Origin of the sequence: Brevundimonas sp. EAKA, from assembly GCF_000698025.1 — a bacterium.
In the GTDB taxonomy this organism is placed as follows: Bacteria; Pseudomonadota; Alphaproteobacteria; order Caulobacterales; family Caulobacteraceae; genus Brevundimonas; species Brevundimonas mediterranea_A.
This window is the reverse complement of the sequence record NZ_JMQR01000061.1, coordinates 1-18721: the sequence shown is the minus strand read 5'-3', so window position 1 is coordinate 18721 and position 18721 is coordinate 1. Positions and strand designations below refer to the sequence as shown.

At 66.8% G+C, this 18721-nt stretch carries 18 protein-coding genes; 7 read left to right on the top strand and 11 right to left on the bottom strand.

Annotation, left to right across the window (positions count from 1 at the left end; translation table 11 throughout):
* A partial coding sequence (locus tag ER13_RS10230) for an SIMPL domain-containing protein (RefSeq protein ID WP_035308982.1) occupies window positions 1-741 on the bottom strand: 741 nt, incomplete at its 3' end.
* Window positions 742-879: 138 nt separating this feature from the next.
* On the opposite strand from ER13_RS10230, the gene mdh reads away from it, so the two are divergent.
* Window positions 880-1842, top strand: a complete 963-nt coding sequence (gene mdh, locus ER13_RS10225) for a malate dehydrogenase (RefSeq protein ID WP_035308980.1) — start codon at window positions 880-882, stop codon at window positions 1840-1842.
* A gap of 233 nt (window positions 1843-2075) precedes the next feature.
* On the opposite strand, the gene zapE is transcribed toward mdh, so the two are convergent.
* Window positions 2076-3167, bottom strand: coding sequence for a cell division protein ZapE (zapE, locus tag ER13_RS10220; RefSeq protein ID WP_035308978.1), 1092 nt, complete (start codon window positions 3165-3167; stop codon window positions 2076-2078).
* Window positions 3168-3308: 141 nt separating this feature from the next.
* Here zapE and ER13_RS10215 point away from each other — a divergent pair, with 141 nt between their 5' ends.
* Window positions 3309-4355, top strand: a complete 1047-nt coding sequence (locus ER13_RS10215) for an aspartate-semialdehyde dehydrogenase (protein ID WP_035308977.1) — start codon at window positions 3309-3311, stop codon at window positions 4353-4355.
* 194 nt (window positions 4356-4549) lie between these two features.
* The gene (gene rarD / locus ER13_RS10210; RefSeq protein WP_035308973.1) at window positions 4550-5473 is read left to right on the top strand and encodes an EamA family transporter RarD; all 924 of its coding nucleotides are present in this window, start codon (window positions 4550-4552) and stop codon (window positions 5471-5473) included.
* Here the strand turns inward: rarD and ER13_RS10205 are convergent.
* The 8 genes from ER13_RS10205 to ER13_RS10170 form a co-directional block, all read right to left on the bottom strand.
* Window positions 5470-6603: a serine hydrolase domain-containing protein gene (locus tag ER13_RS10205; RefSeq protein ID WP_035308971.1), complete on the bottom strand. Its 1134-nt coding sequence runs from the start codon at window positions 6601-6603 to the stop codon at window positions 5470-5472. The two genes, rarD and ER13_RS10205, sit on opposite strands and share 4 nt — an antisense overlap.
* Before the next feature lie 39 nt (window positions 6604-6642).
* On the bottom strand, window positions 6643-7404 hold the full coding sequence (locus tag ER13_RS10200; RefSeq protein WP_155988136.1) for a hypothetical protein: 762 nt from the start codon (window positions 7402-7404) through the stop codon (window positions 6643-6645).
* 265 nt (window positions 7405-7669) lie between these two features.
* The gene (locus ER13_RS10195; RefSeq protein WP_008260049.1) at window positions 7670-7939 is read right to left on the bottom strand and encodes an ATP synthase F1 subunit epsilon; all 270 of its coding nucleotides are present in this window, start codon (window positions 7937-7939) and stop codon (window positions 7670-7672) included.
* Entirely contained in the window at window positions 7939-8454 is a 516-nt protein-coding gene (locus ER13_RS10190; RefSeq protein ID WP_035308967.1) for a hypothetical protein, read from the bottom strand. Before ER13_RS10190 ends, ER13_RS10195 begins: the two co-directional genes overlap by 1 nt.
* A gap of 2 nt (window positions 8455-8456) precedes the next feature.
* Window positions 8457-10007, bottom strand: a complete 1551-nt coding sequence (gene atpD, locus ER13_RS10185) for a F0F1 ATP synthase subunit beta (protein ID WP_292150258.1) — start codon at window positions 10005-10007, stop codon at window positions 8457-8459.
* Between the two features lie 22 nt (window positions 10008-10029).
* Window positions 10030-10908 (bottom strand): F0F1 ATP synthase subunit gamma, encoded by an 879-nt coding sequence (locus ER13_RS10180; RefSeq protein ID WP_008263082.1) that lies wholly within the window; start codon window positions 10906-10908, stop codon window positions 10030-10032.
* A 34-nt stretch (window positions 10909-10942) separates the two neighbouring features.
* Entirely contained in the window at window positions 10943-12475 is a 1533-nt protein-coding gene (gene atpA, locus ER13_RS10175; RefSeq protein ID WP_008260776.1) for a F0F1 ATP synthase subunit alpha, read from the bottom strand.
* A gap of 75 nt (window positions 12476-12550) precedes the next feature.
* On the bottom strand, window positions 12551-13105 hold the full coding sequence (locus ER13_RS10170) for a F0F1 ATP synthase subunit delta (protein ID WP_035308964.1): 555 nt from the start codon (window positions 13103-13105) through the stop codon (window positions 12551-12553).
* 265 nt (window positions 13106-13370) lie between these two features.
* Between ER13_RS10170 and ER13_RS10165 the strand changes: the two genes are divergently transcribed.
* From ER13_RS10165 to ER13_RS10155, 3 genes are all read left to right on the top strand, one after another.
* The gene (locus tag ER13_RS10165; protein ID WP_035308962.1) at window positions 13371-14267 is read left to right on the top strand and encodes an endonuclease/exonuclease/phosphatase family protein; all 897 of its coding nucleotides are present in this window, start codon (window positions 13371-13373) and stop codon (window positions 14265-14267) included.
* A 111-nt stretch (window positions 14268-14378) separates the two neighbouring features.
* Window positions 14379-15206, top strand: coding sequence for a TerC family protein (locus ER13_RS10160; protein ID WP_008260276.1), 828 nt, complete (start codon window positions 14379-14381; stop codon window positions 15204-15206).
* Window positions 15207-15210: 4 nt separating this feature from the next.
* Window positions 15211-15984 (top strand): glutaminyl-peptide cyclotransferase, encoded by a 774-nt coding sequence (locus ER13_RS10155; RefSeq protein WP_035308959.1) that lies wholly within the window; start codon window positions 15211-15213, stop codon window positions 15982-15984.
* A 70-nt stretch (window positions 15985-16054) separates the two neighbouring features.
* On the opposite strand, the gene katG is transcribed toward ER13_RS10155, so the two are convergent.
* Window positions 16055-18325, bottom strand: coding sequence for a catalase/peroxidase HPI (gene katG, locus ER13_RS10150; RefSeq protein ID WP_035308957.1), 2271 nt, complete (start codon window positions 18323-18325; stop codon window positions 16055-16057).
* 142 nt (window positions 18326-18467) lie between these two features.
* Here katG and ER13_RS10145 point away from each other — a divergent pair.
* Window positions 18468-18721 (top strand): LysR family transcriptional regulator (locus ER13_RS10145; protein WP_035308954.1); only part of this gene is annotated, 254 nt, incomplete at its 3' end.

Here is an 18721-nt window from a genome sequence, read left to right as displayed (position 1 = left end):
CGCCTGCATCCGCGACCCCGTCACCACGATATCCTCTACGGTCGTCGCCTGTTCACCGGCGGCGTAGGCGGGCCAGCCTGCCAGAACGTCGGTCTGGCAGACCCGGCCCGACGGATCTATGATCTTGACCCGGCCCAGGGTCGCGCCGGCGTTGGTCGCCGCCGCCTCGGCCCGACGGCGCGCATCCTTCATCGCCTCGGCCTGCAGATTGGCCTTCCAGCTGTTCTCCGGATCCAACTGGAAATTCACCTGGCCGATCGACGTCGGGCGCGAGGCCACGATGGTGGCGTACACCCGCTCGATCAGGCTGACGTCGCGCACCGTCACATTGACCGAGGCGTCGGCCTGATAGCGCGCCACACGGTCGGCGCGGGTGTTGTCGCGCATCACCCCGTTCTCGTCGCGATACTGGTCATAGAGGGGGCGGGTGGTGACGCTGGTCTCGACCCGAACCTTGTCCGCGCCATAGGCCGACAGGGCCTGGCTGAGGGCCCGCACCTGATCGGCTGCGGCGCGCGAAGCCTCGGCGACGCTGCGGTCCACCGACTGGAAGCTGGCGGAGACAAAGGCGCGATTGGCCTGGAGTTCGACCCGCACCTCGCCGACCGAGGCGATGACCGGATCGCGCATCCACCAGGGCGCAGGAATATAGCGGTCGCCGATGGTCGCGGGCGGGGTCTGGGCCAGTGCGGGTGTGGCGGCGGCGCCCAGCAGCAGGGCGAGAGCGAGGGAAGGGCGCATCGAAATCCTCCGGTTGGGCCGCAACCTTCGCAAGCCAGACCAAGGCCGTAAAGCGAGGTTCTTGCGACAGCCGCGAGAGGGGTCTAGACCGCCCGCACGATTAATCCCCTTTCGCACACGCAATAAACGGAGACATCCATGGCTCGCGCGAAGATCGCCCTCATCGGCGCCGGCATGATCGGCGGCACCCTGGCCCATGTGGCCGCGCGCGAAGCGCTGGGCGACGTGATCCTGTTCGACATCGCTGAAGGCACCCCCCAGGGCAAGGCGCTGGACATCGCCGAGGCCACCGCCGTCTTCGGCTCGGACGTGGCCTTGAAGGGCGCCAACGACTACGCCGACATCGCGGGCGCCGACGTCTGCATCGTCACCGCCGGCGTGCCGCGCAAGCCGGGCATGAGCCGCGACGACCTGATCGGCATCAACCTGAAGGTCATGAAGGCCGTCGGCGAGGGCATCAAGGCCCACGCCCCCAACGCCTTCGTCATCTGCATCACCAACCCGCTCGACGCCATGGTCTGGGCCCTGCAGAAGTTCTCGGGCCTGCCCAAGGAGAAGGTCGTCGGCATGGCCGGCGTGCTCGACTCGGCGCGTTTCGCCTACTTCCTGGCTGAAAAGACCGGCGTGTCGGTTCAAGACATCCACGCCTGGACCCTGGGCGGCCACGGCGACGACATGGTGCCGATGGTGCGCCACTCGACCGTCGGCGGCCTGCCCCTGCCGGACGCCGTCAAGGCCGGCTTCCTGTCGCAAGACGAGCTGGACGCCATCGTCGACCGCACCCGCAAGGGCGGCGGCGAGATCGTCGCCCTGCTGAAGACCGGCTCGGCCTTCTACGCCCCGGCCGAAAGCGCGATTGCGATGGCCAAGTCCTATCTGCTGGACCAGAAGCGCGTCCTGCCCTGCGCCGTCTGGCTGTCGGGCGAATACGGCCTGTCGGACCTCTATGTCGGCGTCCCGGCCATGATCGGCGCCGCCGGCGTCGAGAAGGTGATCGAGTTCACCACCAACGACGAAGAAAAGGCGATGTTCGAAAAGTCCGTCGCCTCGGTCCAGGGCCTGCTGCAGGCCTGCAAGGACATCGACGCCTCGCTGGCTTAAGCGATCGCACAGATCGAATGACGAAGGGCCTGCGGAGCAATCCGCAGGCCCTTTTTCTTTGCGCTTTCCAGATCTTCCCCCGCTTGCGGGGGAAGTGTCAGCTCGTCGAGCGCAGCGAGACGGCTGACGATGGGGGAAGTTCTCTTCCAGCCAAACAAGACTCCCCCTCCGACCCTGGTTCGCTTCGCGAACGCCGGGCCACCTCCCCCGCAAGCGGGAGAGGGTCTTTCGTGTCAATCCCGCACGTGGGCCAGCCAGTCCTTGCTCTGCATCTCGTTGAAGCGCGACACGGTGCGTTCGAACTCGAACGCCCCCACACCCTCGGTATAGAGGGCCTCAGGCCGGGCGGCGGCCAGGACGATCAGCTTGGTCTTGGCCTCGTACAGAGCGTCCACCAGCGTCACCAGGCGGCGCGCCTCCTGCTGGTTCGACGGCCCCAGGATCGGCACGTCCTCCAGGAACAGGGTGTGAAACCGCGCGGCGACGGCCAGATAGTCCTGCGGCCCCAGCGGCCGGCCGCACAGGTCCGCAAACCGCGCCCGCGCCATCGAGCCCACGGTCCGCTCCACCACCACGTCGCGGCCCAGGACGGCAAGGTGCGCCGGCTCTTCCGGCTCGCCGCCCTTCAGTTCGCGCCAAAGCTCTTCGAACCCGGCCCGGTCGTCCGGCGTGTGCCAGACCTGGGCCGAACTCAGCCGGTCCAGCCGCCAGTCGCGCGCACCCGCCGTCTCGACCACGGCGCAGCGGTCGCGGATGATGTCGATGAAGGGGACGAACAGCTGGCGGTTGATGCCGTTCTTGTACAGGTCCTCCGGCGCCCGGTTCGAGGTGATGGCCAGCACCACCTTGTCCTCGAACAGGGCCTCGAACAGCCGGCCCAGGATCATGGCGTCGGCGATGTCCGTCACCTGAAGCTCGTCGAAACACAGCAGCCGGGCTTCGGAGGCGATCAGCTTGGCGATGGGCGGAATGGGATCGTCGCCCTTATGCGTCCCGAACACGGCCTTGCGGCTTTTGGAGTCGCCCTCACGCCACTGGCGCACCAGGTCGTGGACCCGGGCCATGAAGGCGTGGAAATGGGCGCGTCTTTTCCGGGGCTCGGGCGTGGCCGAATAGAACAGGTCCATCAGCATGGACTTGCCCCGCCCGGGCGGTCCCCACAGATAGATCCCCTTCACCTCGGGCGGGCGTCCGAACAGGCCGCGCCGGGCCAGATCGGTCTCCAGCCGCTCCAGGGCGACGAGCACTTCGGCCTGGGCCGGATCGGGCGTCAGCACGCCCTCTTCCACGCGGATGTCGTAGGCGTTTCGGATGCGGGAGGTCATGAGCCCCTGCTTAAAGTCCCCGCCGCCGAAAAGCGATTGCTTCGCGGCTGCGAACGCCTAAATGCACACCACACAACACATCGCGCTCAAGCAGCGAGGCCCCGTGGGCCGAGCGATAGCGCGTCCGAAGGACCAATCATCATGGGTTATCGCGTCGCGATCGTCGGGGCCACGGGCAATGTGGGCCGCGAAATGCTGAACATCCTCGAGGAGCTGGAATTCCCCGTCGATGAAATCCACGCCATCGCCTCGCGCAAGTCCAAGGGGGTCGAGGTCTCGTTCGGCGACAAGACCATCAAATGCCAGGACATCGAACAGTTCGACTTCTCCAAGGTCGATCTGGTCCTGATGTCGGCCGGCGGCGAGGTCTCGCGCGCCTGGTCCGAAAAGATCGGCAAGGCCGGCCCCATCGTGATCGACAACTCCTCGGCCTTCCGCAAGGACGCCGACGTGCCCCTGATCGTGCCCGAGGTGAACCCCGACGCGGTCAAGGACGCCAAGAAGAAGAACATCATCGCCAACCCCAACTGCTCGACCATCCAGCTGGTCACGGCGCTGAAGCCCCTGCACGACGCGGCCAGGATCAAGCGGGTCGTGGTCTCGACCTATCAGTCGGTGTCCGGCGCCGGCAAGGAAGGCATGGACGAGCTGTGGAACCAGACCAAGGCCATCTACGGCCTGGGCGACGCGCGCCCCAAGAAGTTCCCCAAACAGATCGCCTTCAACGTCATCCCCTATATCGGCTCCTTCCTCGAGGACGGTTCGACCGACGAGGAGCAGAAGATGTCGGACGAGACCCACAAGATGCTGGATCCCGACATCAAGGTCACGGTCACCTGCGTCCGCGTGCCGGTCTTCGTCGGCCACTCAGAGGCTGTGAACATCGAGTTCGACCGCCCCATCGCCCCGGACGAGGCCCGCGCCATCCTGCGCGAGGCGCCGGGCGTGCTGGTGATCGATAAGCAGGAGCACGACGGCTATATCACCCCCGTCGACGCCGCCGGCGAACACGCCGTCTATGTCAGCCGCATCCGCAAGGATCCGACCGTCGAGAACGGCCTGAACCTGTGGGTCGTGTCCGACAATCTGCGCAAGGGCGCCGCCCTGAACGCCGTCCAGATCGCCCAGCTGCTGGACGAGACGGGCGTCATCACCTCGTCGTCGGGGTATCGTTCGATCACGGTGTAATGTCTTTCGTCATCCTCCGGCGCGCGTAGCGCGACCGGGGGACCCAGCGGCGCGCGTGAGCGCGAACCTGTCGCGGACGCGATTTCGGCCGTCATGCTGCTGGGAGATTTCGCCTTCGGCGCCGCTGGGTTCCCCGGTCTGCGCCGCGAAGACGCGGCTTGCCGGAGAATGACGAAAGTGAAGTTGAGTCGCCCATGACCGCCGCCGCCGCCCCCAATGATCCCCGCGCGGTCGCCACCGCCATCGCCTGCTACAGCCTGTGGGGCCTCTTGCCCCTGCTGTTCATGGCCATGGCCGCCCACGGCTTCGGCGCGCCCGAGATCCTGGCCCATCGGGCGGTCTGGTCGGTCTTCGTGGCGGGTCTGTTCCTGCTGCTGGCGGGCCAATGGGGCGAAGCGAAACGGGTGCTGGCCACGCCGCGCACCCTGGCCTGGCTGGCCCTGTCGGCGGCGATGATCGCGACCAACTGGAGCCTGTACGTCTTCGCCACCACCCATCATGCGACGCTGGAGGCCAGCCTCGGCTATTACATCAACCCGCTGCTCAACATGGCGGCGGGGGCGGTGTTGTTCCGTGAACGGATCGACCGCTGGAGCGGCCTCGCCATCGGCCTGGCCGCCGTCGGGGTGGTGATCCAGACCATCGCCCTGGGCCATGTGCCGATCATCGGCCTGACCCTGGCCGTCACCTTCTGCGCCTATGCGGTGATCCGAAAGCGCGTGCCTGCCTCGGCCCAGACCGGGTTGTTCGTCGAATGTCTGGTGCTGCTGCCCATCGGCGCCCTGTTCCTGGCCTGGCTGGCCACGCACGGCCAGGCGACAGGTTTCGCCTCCCCCGCCGGCCTGGCCTGGGCCCTGGTCAACGGCCCGGCGACGGTCATTCCGCTGGTGATGTTCGCCTGGTCGGCGCGGCGTCTGCCCCTGTCCACCCTCGGCTTCATCCAGTTCCTGGCGCCGACGCTCCAGTTCGCCTGCGGCGTCTGGGCGGGCGAGGCCCTGACGCCGCTGCGCATTGTCTCGTTCGCCTTCATCTGGGCCGGAGCGGGGGTGTTCGCGATCGGCGCCGCGCGGCGGTCGCCGGCCGCACGGCGCGCCGTCGTCCTGTCCGAAACGGTCTAGAGCGCGCCGTATAGGGCCGCCAGCAGCCGCCGGGGGCGAGGGTCGCCGATCAGGTGCGGCGACTGACGCGTCATCACATAGGCGGCCGACAGCCGGCGCGACGGGTCGGCCATGGCCATCGACCCGCCCCAGCCATAGTGGCCGAAGGACCCGCCCGGCCCGAAGACGTTCAGCCCGTCATTGCGCATCAGGCCCGCCGCCCAGCTGATCACATAGGGCAGCACCTTGTCCGGGCCGTGGATCCGTTCGCGCGTCAACTGGTCCAGCGTCTCCGCCGACAGCACCGACCGGCCCTCCAGAACCCCCGCATTGGCGACCACACCCATCATCCGCGCCAGGCCCAGGGCCGTGCCGTGCAGATTGGCCGAAGGGATCTCCATCTTGCGCCATTCGGCCGACCCCCGCCCCCCGGGGGCCGAGCCCCGGTCCAGGAAGGCCGCCTGTTTGATCGGATCGACGGTCCCTAGGCTGGGCGCCGCCGTGGGCTTGCGCATCTGGGCCACCCGGCCATGCTCGCTCTCGGGCAGGCCGATCCACAGATCCAGGTCGGGGAAGTCCGCCCGCAAGGCCTGGCCCATGGTCCGCCCCGTCGCCAGGCGGAAGACCTCGTTGGCCATGTAGCCGACCGTGACGGGATGATAACCGGACGCCGTGCCGGGCTCCCACATCGGCGCCTGGGCCGCCAGCCGCACCAGCACGGACGCCGCCTCGAACCAGACCGACGGATCGACCGCCTCGGAAAAGCCCGGCAGGCCCGCCTGGTGGCTCATCAACTGGCCCACGGTGATCCCGGCCTTGCCCGCCGCCCCGAACGCGGGCCACAGGCTGGCGACCGTCTGCTCATAATCCAGCCGGCCCGCCTCGACCGCCGTGGCGATCAGCAGGGCCATCACCGCCTTGCCGGTCGAGAACACCGGCGTCAGGGTCGTCTCGGTGAAGGCCGTGGTCCGCGCCGTGTCGGCATGCCCCGCCCACAGATCGACGACCGTCTCCCCCCCGATCAGCACGCTGAACCGCGCCGCCTGCTCGTTCAGCCCCTCGGGCGCGTCGGTGAAGTTGGCGGTGAACGCCTCGCGCACGGCGTCGAAGCGCGGTTCGCAATGGCCTTGAATATCGATGGGGTCGGTCATGGCGCGGTCATAGCCCCGGACCTCCGGCCGGGGAAAGGGTCAAAGGACATCCGGCCTGTCCTCACCCTTCCTCGTCGTCACAAGGATAAGGGTCGCATCGTCTTTGAGTTTCCCCCATACGATCTGGACCCAGCCATCGCGGACCTGACGTGCGTGGTGACGATCCTCGATCACGGCATAGTCAGTCTTTTCCGCCATCCACGCCGCGACTTGGTCCGAAGCAAAGCCATGGGCCAGGATGAAACACTGGGCCTCGTTCATGGATATGTCCACCGAGCGCAGGGCGCGGGGCGTCCCCGCCGCCCAAGATTTTTGGCCGTATTGTCCGGCTTCTTCAGCGAAGTGGGCGGGGCCGTCCACCGGCGGCAAGTCCAGAAGCTCCGCCTCTCCGGCCGCAAGGCAGAAGGCCAGCCCTGTAGCCAAGGCCTCTATCGGCGCGCTCTCACCGGACATGTCGCTGACCTGCTTGGGCTCGTTCTTTCTGGAGGCGACAGATAGAACCACGCCCCCGTCTCCCCCCACAGGCCTTGAGTAGGCGAGAACACCGCCGCCGTCGAACAGACGAAGATAAGCCGTACCCGCCTGGTTATATGGCTCATAGCCCTCTCGCGCTTCGAACAAAGCCGCCACATCGGCTTCCGAGGCTTTGAACGCATAGACCGAACAACTGCCGTCGTTCGGCTCAACCATGATCCCGCCGGAACTGTCCGGCGCGCCCGTGGCCCATCTTTGCGCGCCGTACCGGCCGTCGAGTCTCTGAAAATCCCTGGGGCCTTCGACAATCGGAGGGGCGTCAGTCATGTCGGCCTCCGCCACGGCGACACAATAGTCCACGGCGGCGGCGAGTGGCGTCCGGTCGACGGCTATGGGGGCGTCGGTCTGTGCGCCCGGCGTCACCAACGCAGCCATCGCCACCAGGGCCTTGAACCAGACTACCGAACCCATGCCATTCATCCCGACAAGCGCGAAGGTTGTCTCCGCGCTACCGAAGTTCCATCACGGTCGCATGACAAAAAGGCCCCGCACCGAAATGCGGGGCCTCAATCTTTACGACCCTTGGAAAGGATCAGGCCGCGACGACCTCGGTCGCCTGTTCGGCCAGGATGGTCAGGCCTTCGCCGTTGACGTCGGCGAAGCCGCCCTTGACGTCATACTGGGTCCGGGCGGCGCCGACATAGACGGTCACCAGACCCTCGCGCAGGGCGGTCATGAACGGGGCGTGGTCCGGCAGGACGCCGAAGTCGCCCTCGACGCCCGGCGCATCCACCTGGTCCACCAAGCCCGAGAAGACCTCGCGTTCCGGCGAGACGAGGGAGAAGGAAAGTTTGCCAGCCATCAGTCCGATGTTCCGATTTGATAGGATGCGATGGAAACGGGGTAGGCGCCGCCCGTTCCCCATATCGACAGAAAGATCATGTTGGTGGCGACGCTTCGCTCGAAAAGAACGCCCTTGCCGTTCACATCATCGGACTCGCTATCGAACGTCCAAGAGCGTTCAGCGCGAGTCTTTACGATGAAGCTATCGCCAGCCTCCGGGCCGCTCAGGTCCAGCACGCTGCAGCTTTCGCCGCCCGTCTCTGTCGGTCGAGCCACCATGATCCGAACAGGATCAACGGGTGTGCCGGACCGTGTGTAACTTCGAGAAACCTCGCCGTCTCGGGCCGTCATGGCCGCGCCCTTAAATCCTCTATCAAGGAAGAACGCAGCCTCAGCCGTAGCTGGGGGGAAACGACCATCAGCCAGAAAAGCGTCGCAGGCCCCCGCCATGGCTTCAAAATCTCCGACCTGAGCTTGCGCCGAAACGGGCGCCAGCAGGAAGGAAACAATGAGGCTGACGAAGGCCTTGCGCATGATCAGGCTTCCGCCGCCATCTTCTCGGCCTTGGCGACGGCCTCTTCGATGGCGCCGACCATGTAGAAGGCCGATTCCGGCAGGTGGTCGTATTCGCCGGCGACGATGCCCTTGAAGCTGCGGATCGTGTCGGCCAGTTCGACGAACTTGCCGGGGGCGTTGGTGAACTGCTCGGCCACGAAGAAGGGCTGCGACAGGAAGCGCTGGATCTTGCGGGCGCGCGAGACGACCAGCTTGTCCTCTTCCGACAGCTCGTCCATGCCCAAGATGGCGATGATGTCCTTCAGGCCCTTGTACTGCTGCAGGACTTCCTGGACCGAACGGGCGACGTTGTAGTGTTCTTCGCCGATGACCAGCGGGTCCATGATCCGCGAGGTCGAGTCCAGCGGATCGACGGCGGGGAAGATGGCCTGGGCGGCGATGTCACGCGACAGCATGGTGGTCGCGTCCAAGTGGGCGAACGAGGCGGCGGGCGCCGGGTCGGTGGGGTCATCGGCCGGGACGTAGATGGCCTGGACCGAGGTGATCGAGCCCTTCTTGGTCGAGGTGATCCGCTCTTGCAGATTGCCCATCTCGGTGGCCAGCGTCGGCTGATAGCCCACGGCCGACGGGATACGGCCCAAGAGAGCCGACACTTCCGAACCGGCTTGCGTGAAGCGGAAGATGTTGTCGACGAACAGCAGGACGTCCTTGCCCTCTTCGTCGCGGAAATACTCGGCCTGGGCCAGGCCGGTCAGGGCGACGCGGGCGCGGGCGCCGGGAGGCTCGTTCATCTGGCCGTAGACCAGGGCGCATTTGGAACCCTCGGTCGAGCCGCCGTTCTTGGCCGGGTCGACGTTCACGTTCGACTCGATCATCTCGTGATACAGGTCGTTGCCTTCGCGGGTGCGCTCGCCCACGCCGGCCAGGACCGAATAACCGCCGTACGCCTTGGCGATGTTGTTGATCAGTTCCTGCATGGTCACGGTCTTGCCCACGCCGGCGCCGCCGAACAGGCCGGTCTTGCCGCCCTTGGTGTAGGGGCAGATCAGGTCGATGACCTTGATGCCCGTGACCAGGATTTCCGACGAGTTAGTCTGCTCTTCGAAGGTCGGCGCCTCGCGGTGGATCGGGCGGTACTGGGTGGTCTGGATCGGACCGGCTTCATCGATCGGCTGGCCGACGACGTTCATGATCCGGCCCAGCACGCCCGGCCCGACCGGGGTCTGGATCGAGGTTCCGGTGTCCGACACGGCCTGGCCGCGCGTCAGGCCCTCGGTCGTGTCCATGGCGATGGTGCGGACCATGTTCTCACCCAGGTGCTGGGCGACTTCCAGGACCAGGGTGAAGGGCTCGCCCGTCTTCTGGTCGATGTTCTGGGTGTGGAGGGCGTTCAGGATCGCCGGCAGGTGGCCGGTGAACTCGACGTCCACGACGGCGCCGATGACCTGGGCGATCTTGCCCGTGGCGACGGCGGAGACGGGAGCCGCTGCGGGAGCGGCCTTCTTGGCGGCCGGCTTGCGGGCGGCGGGCTTCTTGGGGGCGACGGTGTCGGTCATGGCTGGGGTCCGTATCGGAATGTCTGTTCGGTCGGGATCAGAGGGCTTCGGCGCCGGCGATGATCTCGATCAGCTCGGTGGTGATCTGGGCTTGGCGCTTGCGGTTGTACTGCAGCGTCAGGGCGTTGATGAGGTCGCCGGCGTTGCGCGTGGCGTTGTCCATCGCCGCCATCTGCGACCCGAAGAAGCCCGCCTGGTTCTCGTACAGAGCGGCCAGGATCTGGGTCGTCAGGTTGCGCGGCAGCAGGGTCTCGAGGATTTCCTCTTCCGACGGCTCGTAGTCATAGACCGCGCCGTTCAGGTCGATCGGGGCGGCGTCGCCCTCGACCACGGCGGGGATCAGCTGCTTGCCGGTCGGAACCTGCGAGATCACCGATTTGAACTGGCTGTAGAACAGGGTGACCACATCGGCCTGACCGTCCTCGAACGCCGTGGCGATCATTTCGGCGACCGGCTGGGCCAGCGGCAGGCCGATGGTCTTCTGGGCGCTCAGCTCGAAGGTGTGGACCACCTTGTCGCCGTACAGACGGGTCAGCTGATCGCGCGACTTGCGGCCGACGGCGATGATCTTCACGTCCTTGCCGTTGGCGATCAGGCTGCCGATCCGCTCGCGTGCGGCGCGGATGACGTTGGTCGAGAAACCGCCCGCCAGACCCTTGTCCGCCGTCGCCACCACGATCAGGTGACGCTGGTCCTGACCCGTGCCGGCCAGCAGCTTGGGCGCGTCGGCGCCCGAGACGCCGGCGGCCAGGTTGGCGATGACCGAGGCCATCTTGCGCGCATAGGGCCGGGCGCTCTCGGCCTGGTCCTGGGCGCGTTTCAGCTTGGCCGCGGCGACCATCTGCATGGCCTTCGTGATCTTCTGCGTGGCTTTCACGCTTCCGATCCGATTGCGCATTTCCTTGAGGCTGGCCATCCGGCGTTGCTCTTCCTCTAACTACCGGCGGGGTTCAGGCGAAGGTCTTGACGAAGGCGGCCAGGATGTCCTTGAGCTCGGCTTCGATATCCGAGGTCAGGTCCTTCTTGGTGCGGATGCCTTCCAGCAGGCTGGCGTGGTTCGCATGGATGCGGGCCAGCAGTTCCTTCTCGAACCGGCCGACGTCGCTCACGGCGATGCCGTCGATATAGCCGCGCGTGCCGGCGTAGACCGAGACGACCTGTTCTTCCATCGCCAGCGGCGAGTATTGCGGCTGCTTCAGCAGCTCGGTCAGGCGGGCGCCGCGGGCCAGCAGCTTCTGGGTCGAGGCGTCCAGGTCCGAGCCGAACTTGGCGAAGGCGGCCATTTCCCGGTACTGGGCCAGCTCGCCCTTGATGGTGCCGGCGACCTTCTTCATCGCCTTGGTCTGGGCCGAGGAGCCGACGCGCGACACCGAGATGCCGACGTTCACGGCCGGGCGGATGCCCTGGTAGAACAGGTCGGATTCCAGGAAGATCTGGCCGTCGGTGATGGAGATGACGTTGGTCGGGATATAGGCCGAAACGTCGTTGGCCTGGGTCTCGATCAGCGGCAGGGCGGTCAGCGAGCCCGAACCGTAGTCCTCGTTCAGCTTGGCCGAACGTTCCAGCAGGCGGCTGTGCAGGTAGAAGACGTCGCCCGGATAGGCTTCGCGGCCCGGCGGGCGGCGCAGCAGCAGGGACATCTGGCGATAGGCCACAGCCTGCTTGGACAGGTCGTCATAGACGATCAGGCCGTGCATGCCGTTGTCGCGGAAATATTCGCCCATGGCCGTGCCCGAGAAGGGCGCCAGGAACTGCAGCGGGGCCGGCTCCGACGCCGTGGCGGCGACGACGATGGTGTATTCCATCGCCCCGGCCTCTTCGAGGGTCTTGACGATCTGGGCGACGGTCGAACGCTTCTGGCCGATGGCGACGTAGATGCAGTAGAGCTTGGCGCTCTCGTCGTCGGTCTTGTTGACGTTTTTCTGGTTCAGGATGGTGTCGATGGCGACGGCGGTCTTGCCCACCTGACGGTCGCCGATGATCAGCTCGCGTTGGCCGCGGCCGACGGGGATCAGGGTGTCGATGGCCTTCAGGCCGGTCTGCATCGGCTCGTGGACCGACTTGCGCGGGATGATGCCCGGCGCCTTGACGTCGACGCGGCGGCGCTCGGTGAACTGGATCGGGCCCTTGCCGTCGATCGGCTCGCCCAGCGGGTTGACGACGCGACCCAGCAGACCCTTGCCGACCGGCACGTCGACGATCTCGCCCAGGCGGCGCACGTCGTCGCCCTCGGCGATGGCGGCGTCGGCGCCGAAGATCACGGCGCCCACATTGTCGCGTTCCAGGTTCAGGGCCATGCCCTTCACGCCGGCCTTGGTGAACTCGACCATTTCGCCGGCCTGGACATTGTCCAGACCGTGGATGCGGGCGATGCCGTCGCCGACCGACAGCACGCTGCCCACGTCGGAGACATCGGCTTCGACGCCGAAGTTGGCGATCTGCGACTTGAGGATGGCCGAGATTTCAGCGGCGCGGATGTCCATGACGGGCTCTCTGTTCTTCAGTCTTCTGCGGGTGCGCCGATCAGGCGCGCTTCATTCTTGGGGCGGGGAGCGGGCTTACGCTCGCTTGAGGGCGAACTTCATCTGGTCGAGCTTGGTCTTCAGCGAGGCGTCGAACAGTTTCGAGCCGACCTTGATCTTCAGGCCGCCCAGGATGGCCGGATCGACCCGCGTGGTCAGTTCCGGCGCCTTGCCCAGGCTGGCGTTCAGCGCGGCCTTGATCGCGGCCAGCTGCTTGGCGTCCAGCGCCTGGGCCGAGACGACCTCGGCGGCGACGATGCCGGCGTGCTTGGCGTAGCGGGCTTCGAACCCGGCGATCACATGGGGCAGGTCCCGCGCGCGGTGGTTCTGGGCCAGCAGGCCCAGGAAGTTGGCGGTGGTCTGTTCGAACTTGGCCTTGGCGGCGATGGCGACGAGGCCCTTGCCCTGATCCTCGGCCGAAATGACCGGCGAGGTCGCCAGGCGGCGCAGGTCGGCGCTCTCAATCCAGGCGGCCTTCAACGACGTCAGGTCAGCACGGACGGCGTCCAGGCGGCCGGTTTCCAGCGCCAGATCAAACAGCGCCTGTGCGTAGCGATCGCCGACTTCCGTCGTTCTGAAATCATCAGCCACTGATTAGGGTCCGAGGTCGTTGTGTCAGGGTCGCGACCGAATGCGAGGCTCGCAACGGTCAAAAGCTTGAAATGCTTGCGGAAAGCACGACAGAGGCCGTATTCGTGAATACGCCCCCTTCAAGCCGGGCGCCTGATAGCACGGGGTTTTGCTGCTCGCAACATTGTGTGAAGGGGTGATGAAGCCGCACCCTGTCGCATCGGGTGTCGCACCCCGGTCATCCCTCCATGTGAAATCACGGGCCGACCTACCGACGAGAGCCGAGATGAAACCGCACCCGCTGCTGATCACCGCCGCCTGCGCCCTCCTGGCGCCCTGCGTCGCCGCCCCGTCGCACGCCCGAGCCGGCGGCCTGACCGCCCCTGCGGATGCTCCCCGCTCCGTGCGGCTAATGAGCTACAACATCCGCTATGACGCGCCCGACGACACGCCGAACTGGCTGCAGCGCCGGCCGCACATGGCGCGCCAGATCGCCTTCTTCGATCCCGACGTCCTGGGGGTTCAGGAGGCGCTGATTCCGATGGTCGCCTATCTGGCCGATCAGGCGCCGGCCTATGACCATTACGGCGTCGGCCGCGACGACGGCGCCCAGGCGGGCGAGACGACGACCCTGTTCTGGCGCCGCGCCCGATTCGAGGCGGTCAGCACCCAGACCCTATGGTGCTCGCCCACGCCGGACCGTCCGTCCAAGGGGTGGGACGCCGCCCTGCCGCGCACCGTGACCCGCGTCGTGCTGCGCGACCGGGTCAGCGGCCGGCTTCTGGACGTGCGCAACGCCCACATGGACCATGTCGGCGCGGTCGCCCGTGAACAGTGCGCCGCCCTGGCCGCCGATCTGGCCCCGGCGACGGTCGAGGGGGCGACGGCGGCGGTGGTGCTGATGGGGGATTTCAACGCCGGGCCGGACACGGCCCCCTATCGCCGCGTCCTCGCCGCCGGGCTGCGCGACGCCCGCGCCGTCAGCCCTGTCGTGTTCGGTCCCGCCGGCACCTACAACGACTTCGACATCGCCAGGGACAATGACGGCGTCGCAATCGACCATGTCTTCGTCGCTCCCGGCCTGTCGGTCGAACGCTACGGCGTACCCACCGATTCCTTCAGCGGCCAGGTGATCTCGGACCATTTCCCCGTGGTCGTCGATGTCGCGCCGGACGAAAAATGATCGCACAATTGAGGACCGGGGTGCGACCATTGCGCCGCCCCCGACCGCTTGATCGGAACCTGCGGCGGCCCTAGCGCTTAACGCTGACGCTTTTCCACCTAGGACACCTAAATGCTCGACAGCATTACGCCCCTGCTCTCCGACCCGGCCGCCTGGGCCGCGCTGGTGACGCTCATCGTGATGGAGGTCGTGCTCGGCATCGACAACCTGATCTTCATCTCGATCCTGTCGAACAAACTGCCCGAGCATCAGCGCCAGAAGGTGCGGCGCATCGGCATCGGCCTGGCCCTGGTCATGCGCCTGGCCCTGTTGTCGATCATCGCCTGGCTGGTGGGCCTGGTTCAGCCGGTCTTCACCCTGATGGGCAACGAATTCTCGTGGAAGGACCTGATCCTGATCGCGGGCGGCCTGTTCCTGGTCTGGAAGGCCACCAAGGAGATCCACCACACCGTCGATCCCACGCCCACCCACGACGTGATGGACAAGAAGGACGTGATGATCACCAACGCCGGCGCGGCGATCTTCCAGATCATCCTGCTGGACCTGGTCTTCTCGATCGACTCCATTCTGACGGCCGTCGGCATGACCGAACACCTGCCGATCATGGTGGTGGCGGTTCTGGTCGCCGTGACCGTGATGCTGCTGGCCGCCGACCCGCTGGCCAATTTCATCAACGAGAACCCCAGCGTCGTCATGCTGGCCCTCGGCTTCCTGCTGATGATCGGCATGGTGCTGATCGCCGACGGCTTCGGCTATCATGTGCCCAAGGGCTATATCTACGCCGCCATGGCCTTCTCGGCCGGGGTCGAGGCCCTGAACATGCTGGGCCGTCGCTCCGCCACCAAGAAGGAAAAGGCCACGGCCGCCCGCGCCCAGGCCAACCAGGCCGAGGCCCGCGCCAGGAAGGCCGAGGCGGAAGCCGCCGCCGAGAAGGCCTGAGCCGATGACCCGCCTGTCGTCACGCCTCGCCGGCCTCGTCTCCGGCCTGCTGCTGGCGACAGGCGGCGGCCTTCCGGCCCGGGCCGAGGTTCCGGTCCAGGCCTATGAAGTCGTGCGCGCCTATCCGCACGACAAGACGGCCTTCACCGAGGGCCTCTTCTTCCACGACGGCGCCCTGTACGAGAGCACGGGCCTCTACCCCTCCTTCATCCGCCAGGTTCAGCTTGAGACGGGCGAGGTGGTGCGCCAGCGCGACCTGCCGACCGTCTATTTCGGCGAAGGCATGACCACGCTGAACGGCAAGCTCTACAGCCTGACCTGGCGCAACCACATCGGCTTCATCTGGAAGCTGGACGACTTCTCGCCCCTGGGCGGCTTCTCCTATCCGGGCGAGGGCTGGGCCCTGACCACCGACGGGCGGCGGCTGATCATGAGCGACGGCACGGACCAGCTGCGCTTCCTCGATCCCGACACCCTGGCCGAGACCGGCCGGATCTCCGTCACCGCCGACGGCGAGCCGCTGGACCAGATCAACGAGCTGGAATGGATCGACGGCGAGGTCTTCGCCAACCTGTGGCAGGACAACCGCATCGCCCGCATCGACCCGGAGACCGGCGTCGTAAAGGCCTTCATCGACCTGACCGCCCTGGTCCCTCAGGATGCGGGCCTGGACCCGAACGACGACGTCCTGAACGGCATCGCCTGGGACGCAGGCGGCAAACGCCTGTTCGTCACCGGCAAACGGTGGCCGCAACTGTTCGAGATCAGGCTGCGCTGATCCCTTGAAACAGCGAGGGGGCGGACGCCTGCATGCGTCCGCCCCCTCGCCGCCTGTACTCCGGCTTAAATCAGCCGTGCAGGTCGAACCGGTCCAGCTCCATGACCCGGGCCCAGGCCGCCACGAAGTCCTCGACCAGTTTCTTCTGGCCGTCCGACCCGGCGTAGACCTCGGCCAGGGCGCGCAGCACGGCGTTCGAGCCGAACACCAGATCGACGCGCGTGCCGGTCCATTTCGCCTCGCCCGTCTTGCGGTCTCGGCCTTCGAACACCGCCTTGGCGTCCGAGGTCGCCTGCCACTTCAGGTCCATGTCCAGCAGGTTGACGAAGACGTCGTTGGTCAGGGCGCCGGGCCGGTCCGTCAGCACCCCGTGGGTCGCCCCACCGACGTTGATGTTGATGGCGCGCAGCCCCCCGATCAACGCCGTCATCTCGGGCGCGGTCAGGGTCAGACGCTGGGCCTGGTCGATCAGCAGGGATTCGGCGGGAACGGCGTAGCGGGCCTTCTGATAGTTGCGGAAGCCGTCAGCGACCGGCTCCAGATAGCCGAAGGATTCGACGTCGGTCTGGGCCTGGCTGGCGTCCGTCCGTCCCGGCGTGAAGGGCACGACGACCTCATGTCCCGCCGCCCTGGCCGCCTGTTCGACGCCTGCGGCGCCGGCCAGCACGATCAGGTCGGCCAGCGAGACCTTCTTGCCGCCGACCTGAGCCTGGTTGAAGGCGAACTGCACGCCTTCCAGCATCTTCAGCACCCGCTCCAACTGCTCGGGCTGATTGACGGCCCAGTCCTTCTGCGGCGCCAGGCGAATGCGCGCGCCGTTTGCGCCGCCGCGCTTGTCCCCGCCCCGGAAGGTCGAGGCCGAGGCCCAGGCCACGCCGACCAGTTCCGACACGCTCAGACCCGTGGCCAGCACCTGGGCTTTCAACGTGGCCACATCGCCGGCGTCGATCAGCGGATGGTCGACGGCCGGCACGGGATCCTGCCAGACAAGTTCCTCCCTGGGGACTTCCGGGCCCACATAGCGCGAGCGCGGCCCCAGATCGCGGTGGGTCAGCTTGAACCAGGCGCGGGCGAAGGCCTCGGCGAAGGCCTGGGGATTGTTCAGGAAGCGGCGCGAGATCTTCTCGTATTCGGGGTCGAACCGCAGCGACAGATCGGTGGTCAGCATGGTCGGCCGGCGCATCTTGGTCGGATCATGGGCGTCGGGAATGATCTCGCCCGCGTCCTTGGCCACCCACTGGTGAGCGCCGGCCGGCGACTTCTCCAGCTCCCATTCGAAGGCGAACAGGTTCTCGAAGAAGAAGTTGCTCCACTGGGCCGGGGTCTGGGTCCAGGTCACTTCCAGACCGCTGGTGATGGCGTCCCCGGCCTTGCCGCTGCCGAAGCTGGAGGTCCAGCCCAGACCTTGCGCCTCCAGGCCTGCGGCCTCGGGCTCGGGTCCGACGTGGTCGGCCGGGCCGGCGCCGTGGGTCTTGCCGAAGGTGTGGCCGCCGGCGATCAGGGCCACGGTCTCCTCGTCGTTCATCGCCATCCGCGCAAAGGTGTCGCGGATGTCGCGCGCCGCGGCGATCGGATCGGGATTGCCGTCCGGCCCTTCCGGATTGACGTAGATCAGGCCCATCTGGACCGCCGCCAGCGGGTTCTCCAGATCGCGGCTATGCTCACGACCGTCCGCGTCGTCGTCGGTCACCAGAACGGCCTCGTCAGCCGGCTTGTCCACGCCGTGCGAGCCGCGCGCATAGCGCTCGTCGCCGCCCAGCCAGGTCGTTTCACGGCCCCAGTAGACGTCCTGATCCGGCTCCCAGGTGTCCTCACGTCCGCCGGCGAAGCCGAAGGTGCGGAAGCCCATGGTCTCCAGCGCCACATTGCCGGTCAGGATCAGCAGGTCGGCCCAGGAGATGGCCTGGCCGTATTTCTGCTTGATCGGCCACAGCAGGCGGCGCGACTTGTCGATGTTGACGTTGTCCGGCCACGAGTTCAGCGGCGCAAAACGCTGCTGGCCGCGACCGCCGCCGCCCCGTCCGTCGCCGACGCGATAGGTGCCCGCGCTGTGCCAGGCCATGCGGATGAACTGGGGCCCGTAATGGCCGAAGTCCGCCGGCCACCAGTCCTGCGAGTCGGTCATCAGCTGGCGCAGATCGTTCTTCAGCGCCTCATAGTCCAGTTTGGAAAAGGCCTCGCGATAGTTGAACCCCTCGCCCAGCGGGTTGGAGCGCGACGAATGCTGGTTCAGCAGGTCGGTGCGCAGCTGCCCCGGCCACCAGTCGCGGTTCTGGACCCCGCCCCCGGCCACCGGCTCGGTCTTTGCGGCTGAGAACGGACATTTGGCTTCGGTGGTCATGGCGGTCTTCCCTGTGATGGCGCGATGCGGCGGGCGTGTTGACGATAGCCCCTCGGCTGACGTGGCTATTCAACGCGGTCCAGCTTCATAAGACCAATCGATTATCTTTGATTTTTGTATAGACCCGCTCTATTCGTCCAAAATGCTCCCCACCCTGCGTCAACTCCAGTATCTGAAGCTTCTCGCCGAACACGGCAGCTTCTCCCGCGCCGCCGAGGCCGCCCACGTCAGCCAGCCTGCCCTCAGCGCCGGGGTGCAGGAGCTGGAACGGATCCTGGGCGCCCCCGTGGTCGAGCGCGCGCGCGGCGCCGTCATCATGACTGCGGTGGGGGTCGAGGCCGTGCGCCGAGCCGAGGACGTGCTGGCGCGGACCGAGGACCTGGTCGAGGCGGCCAA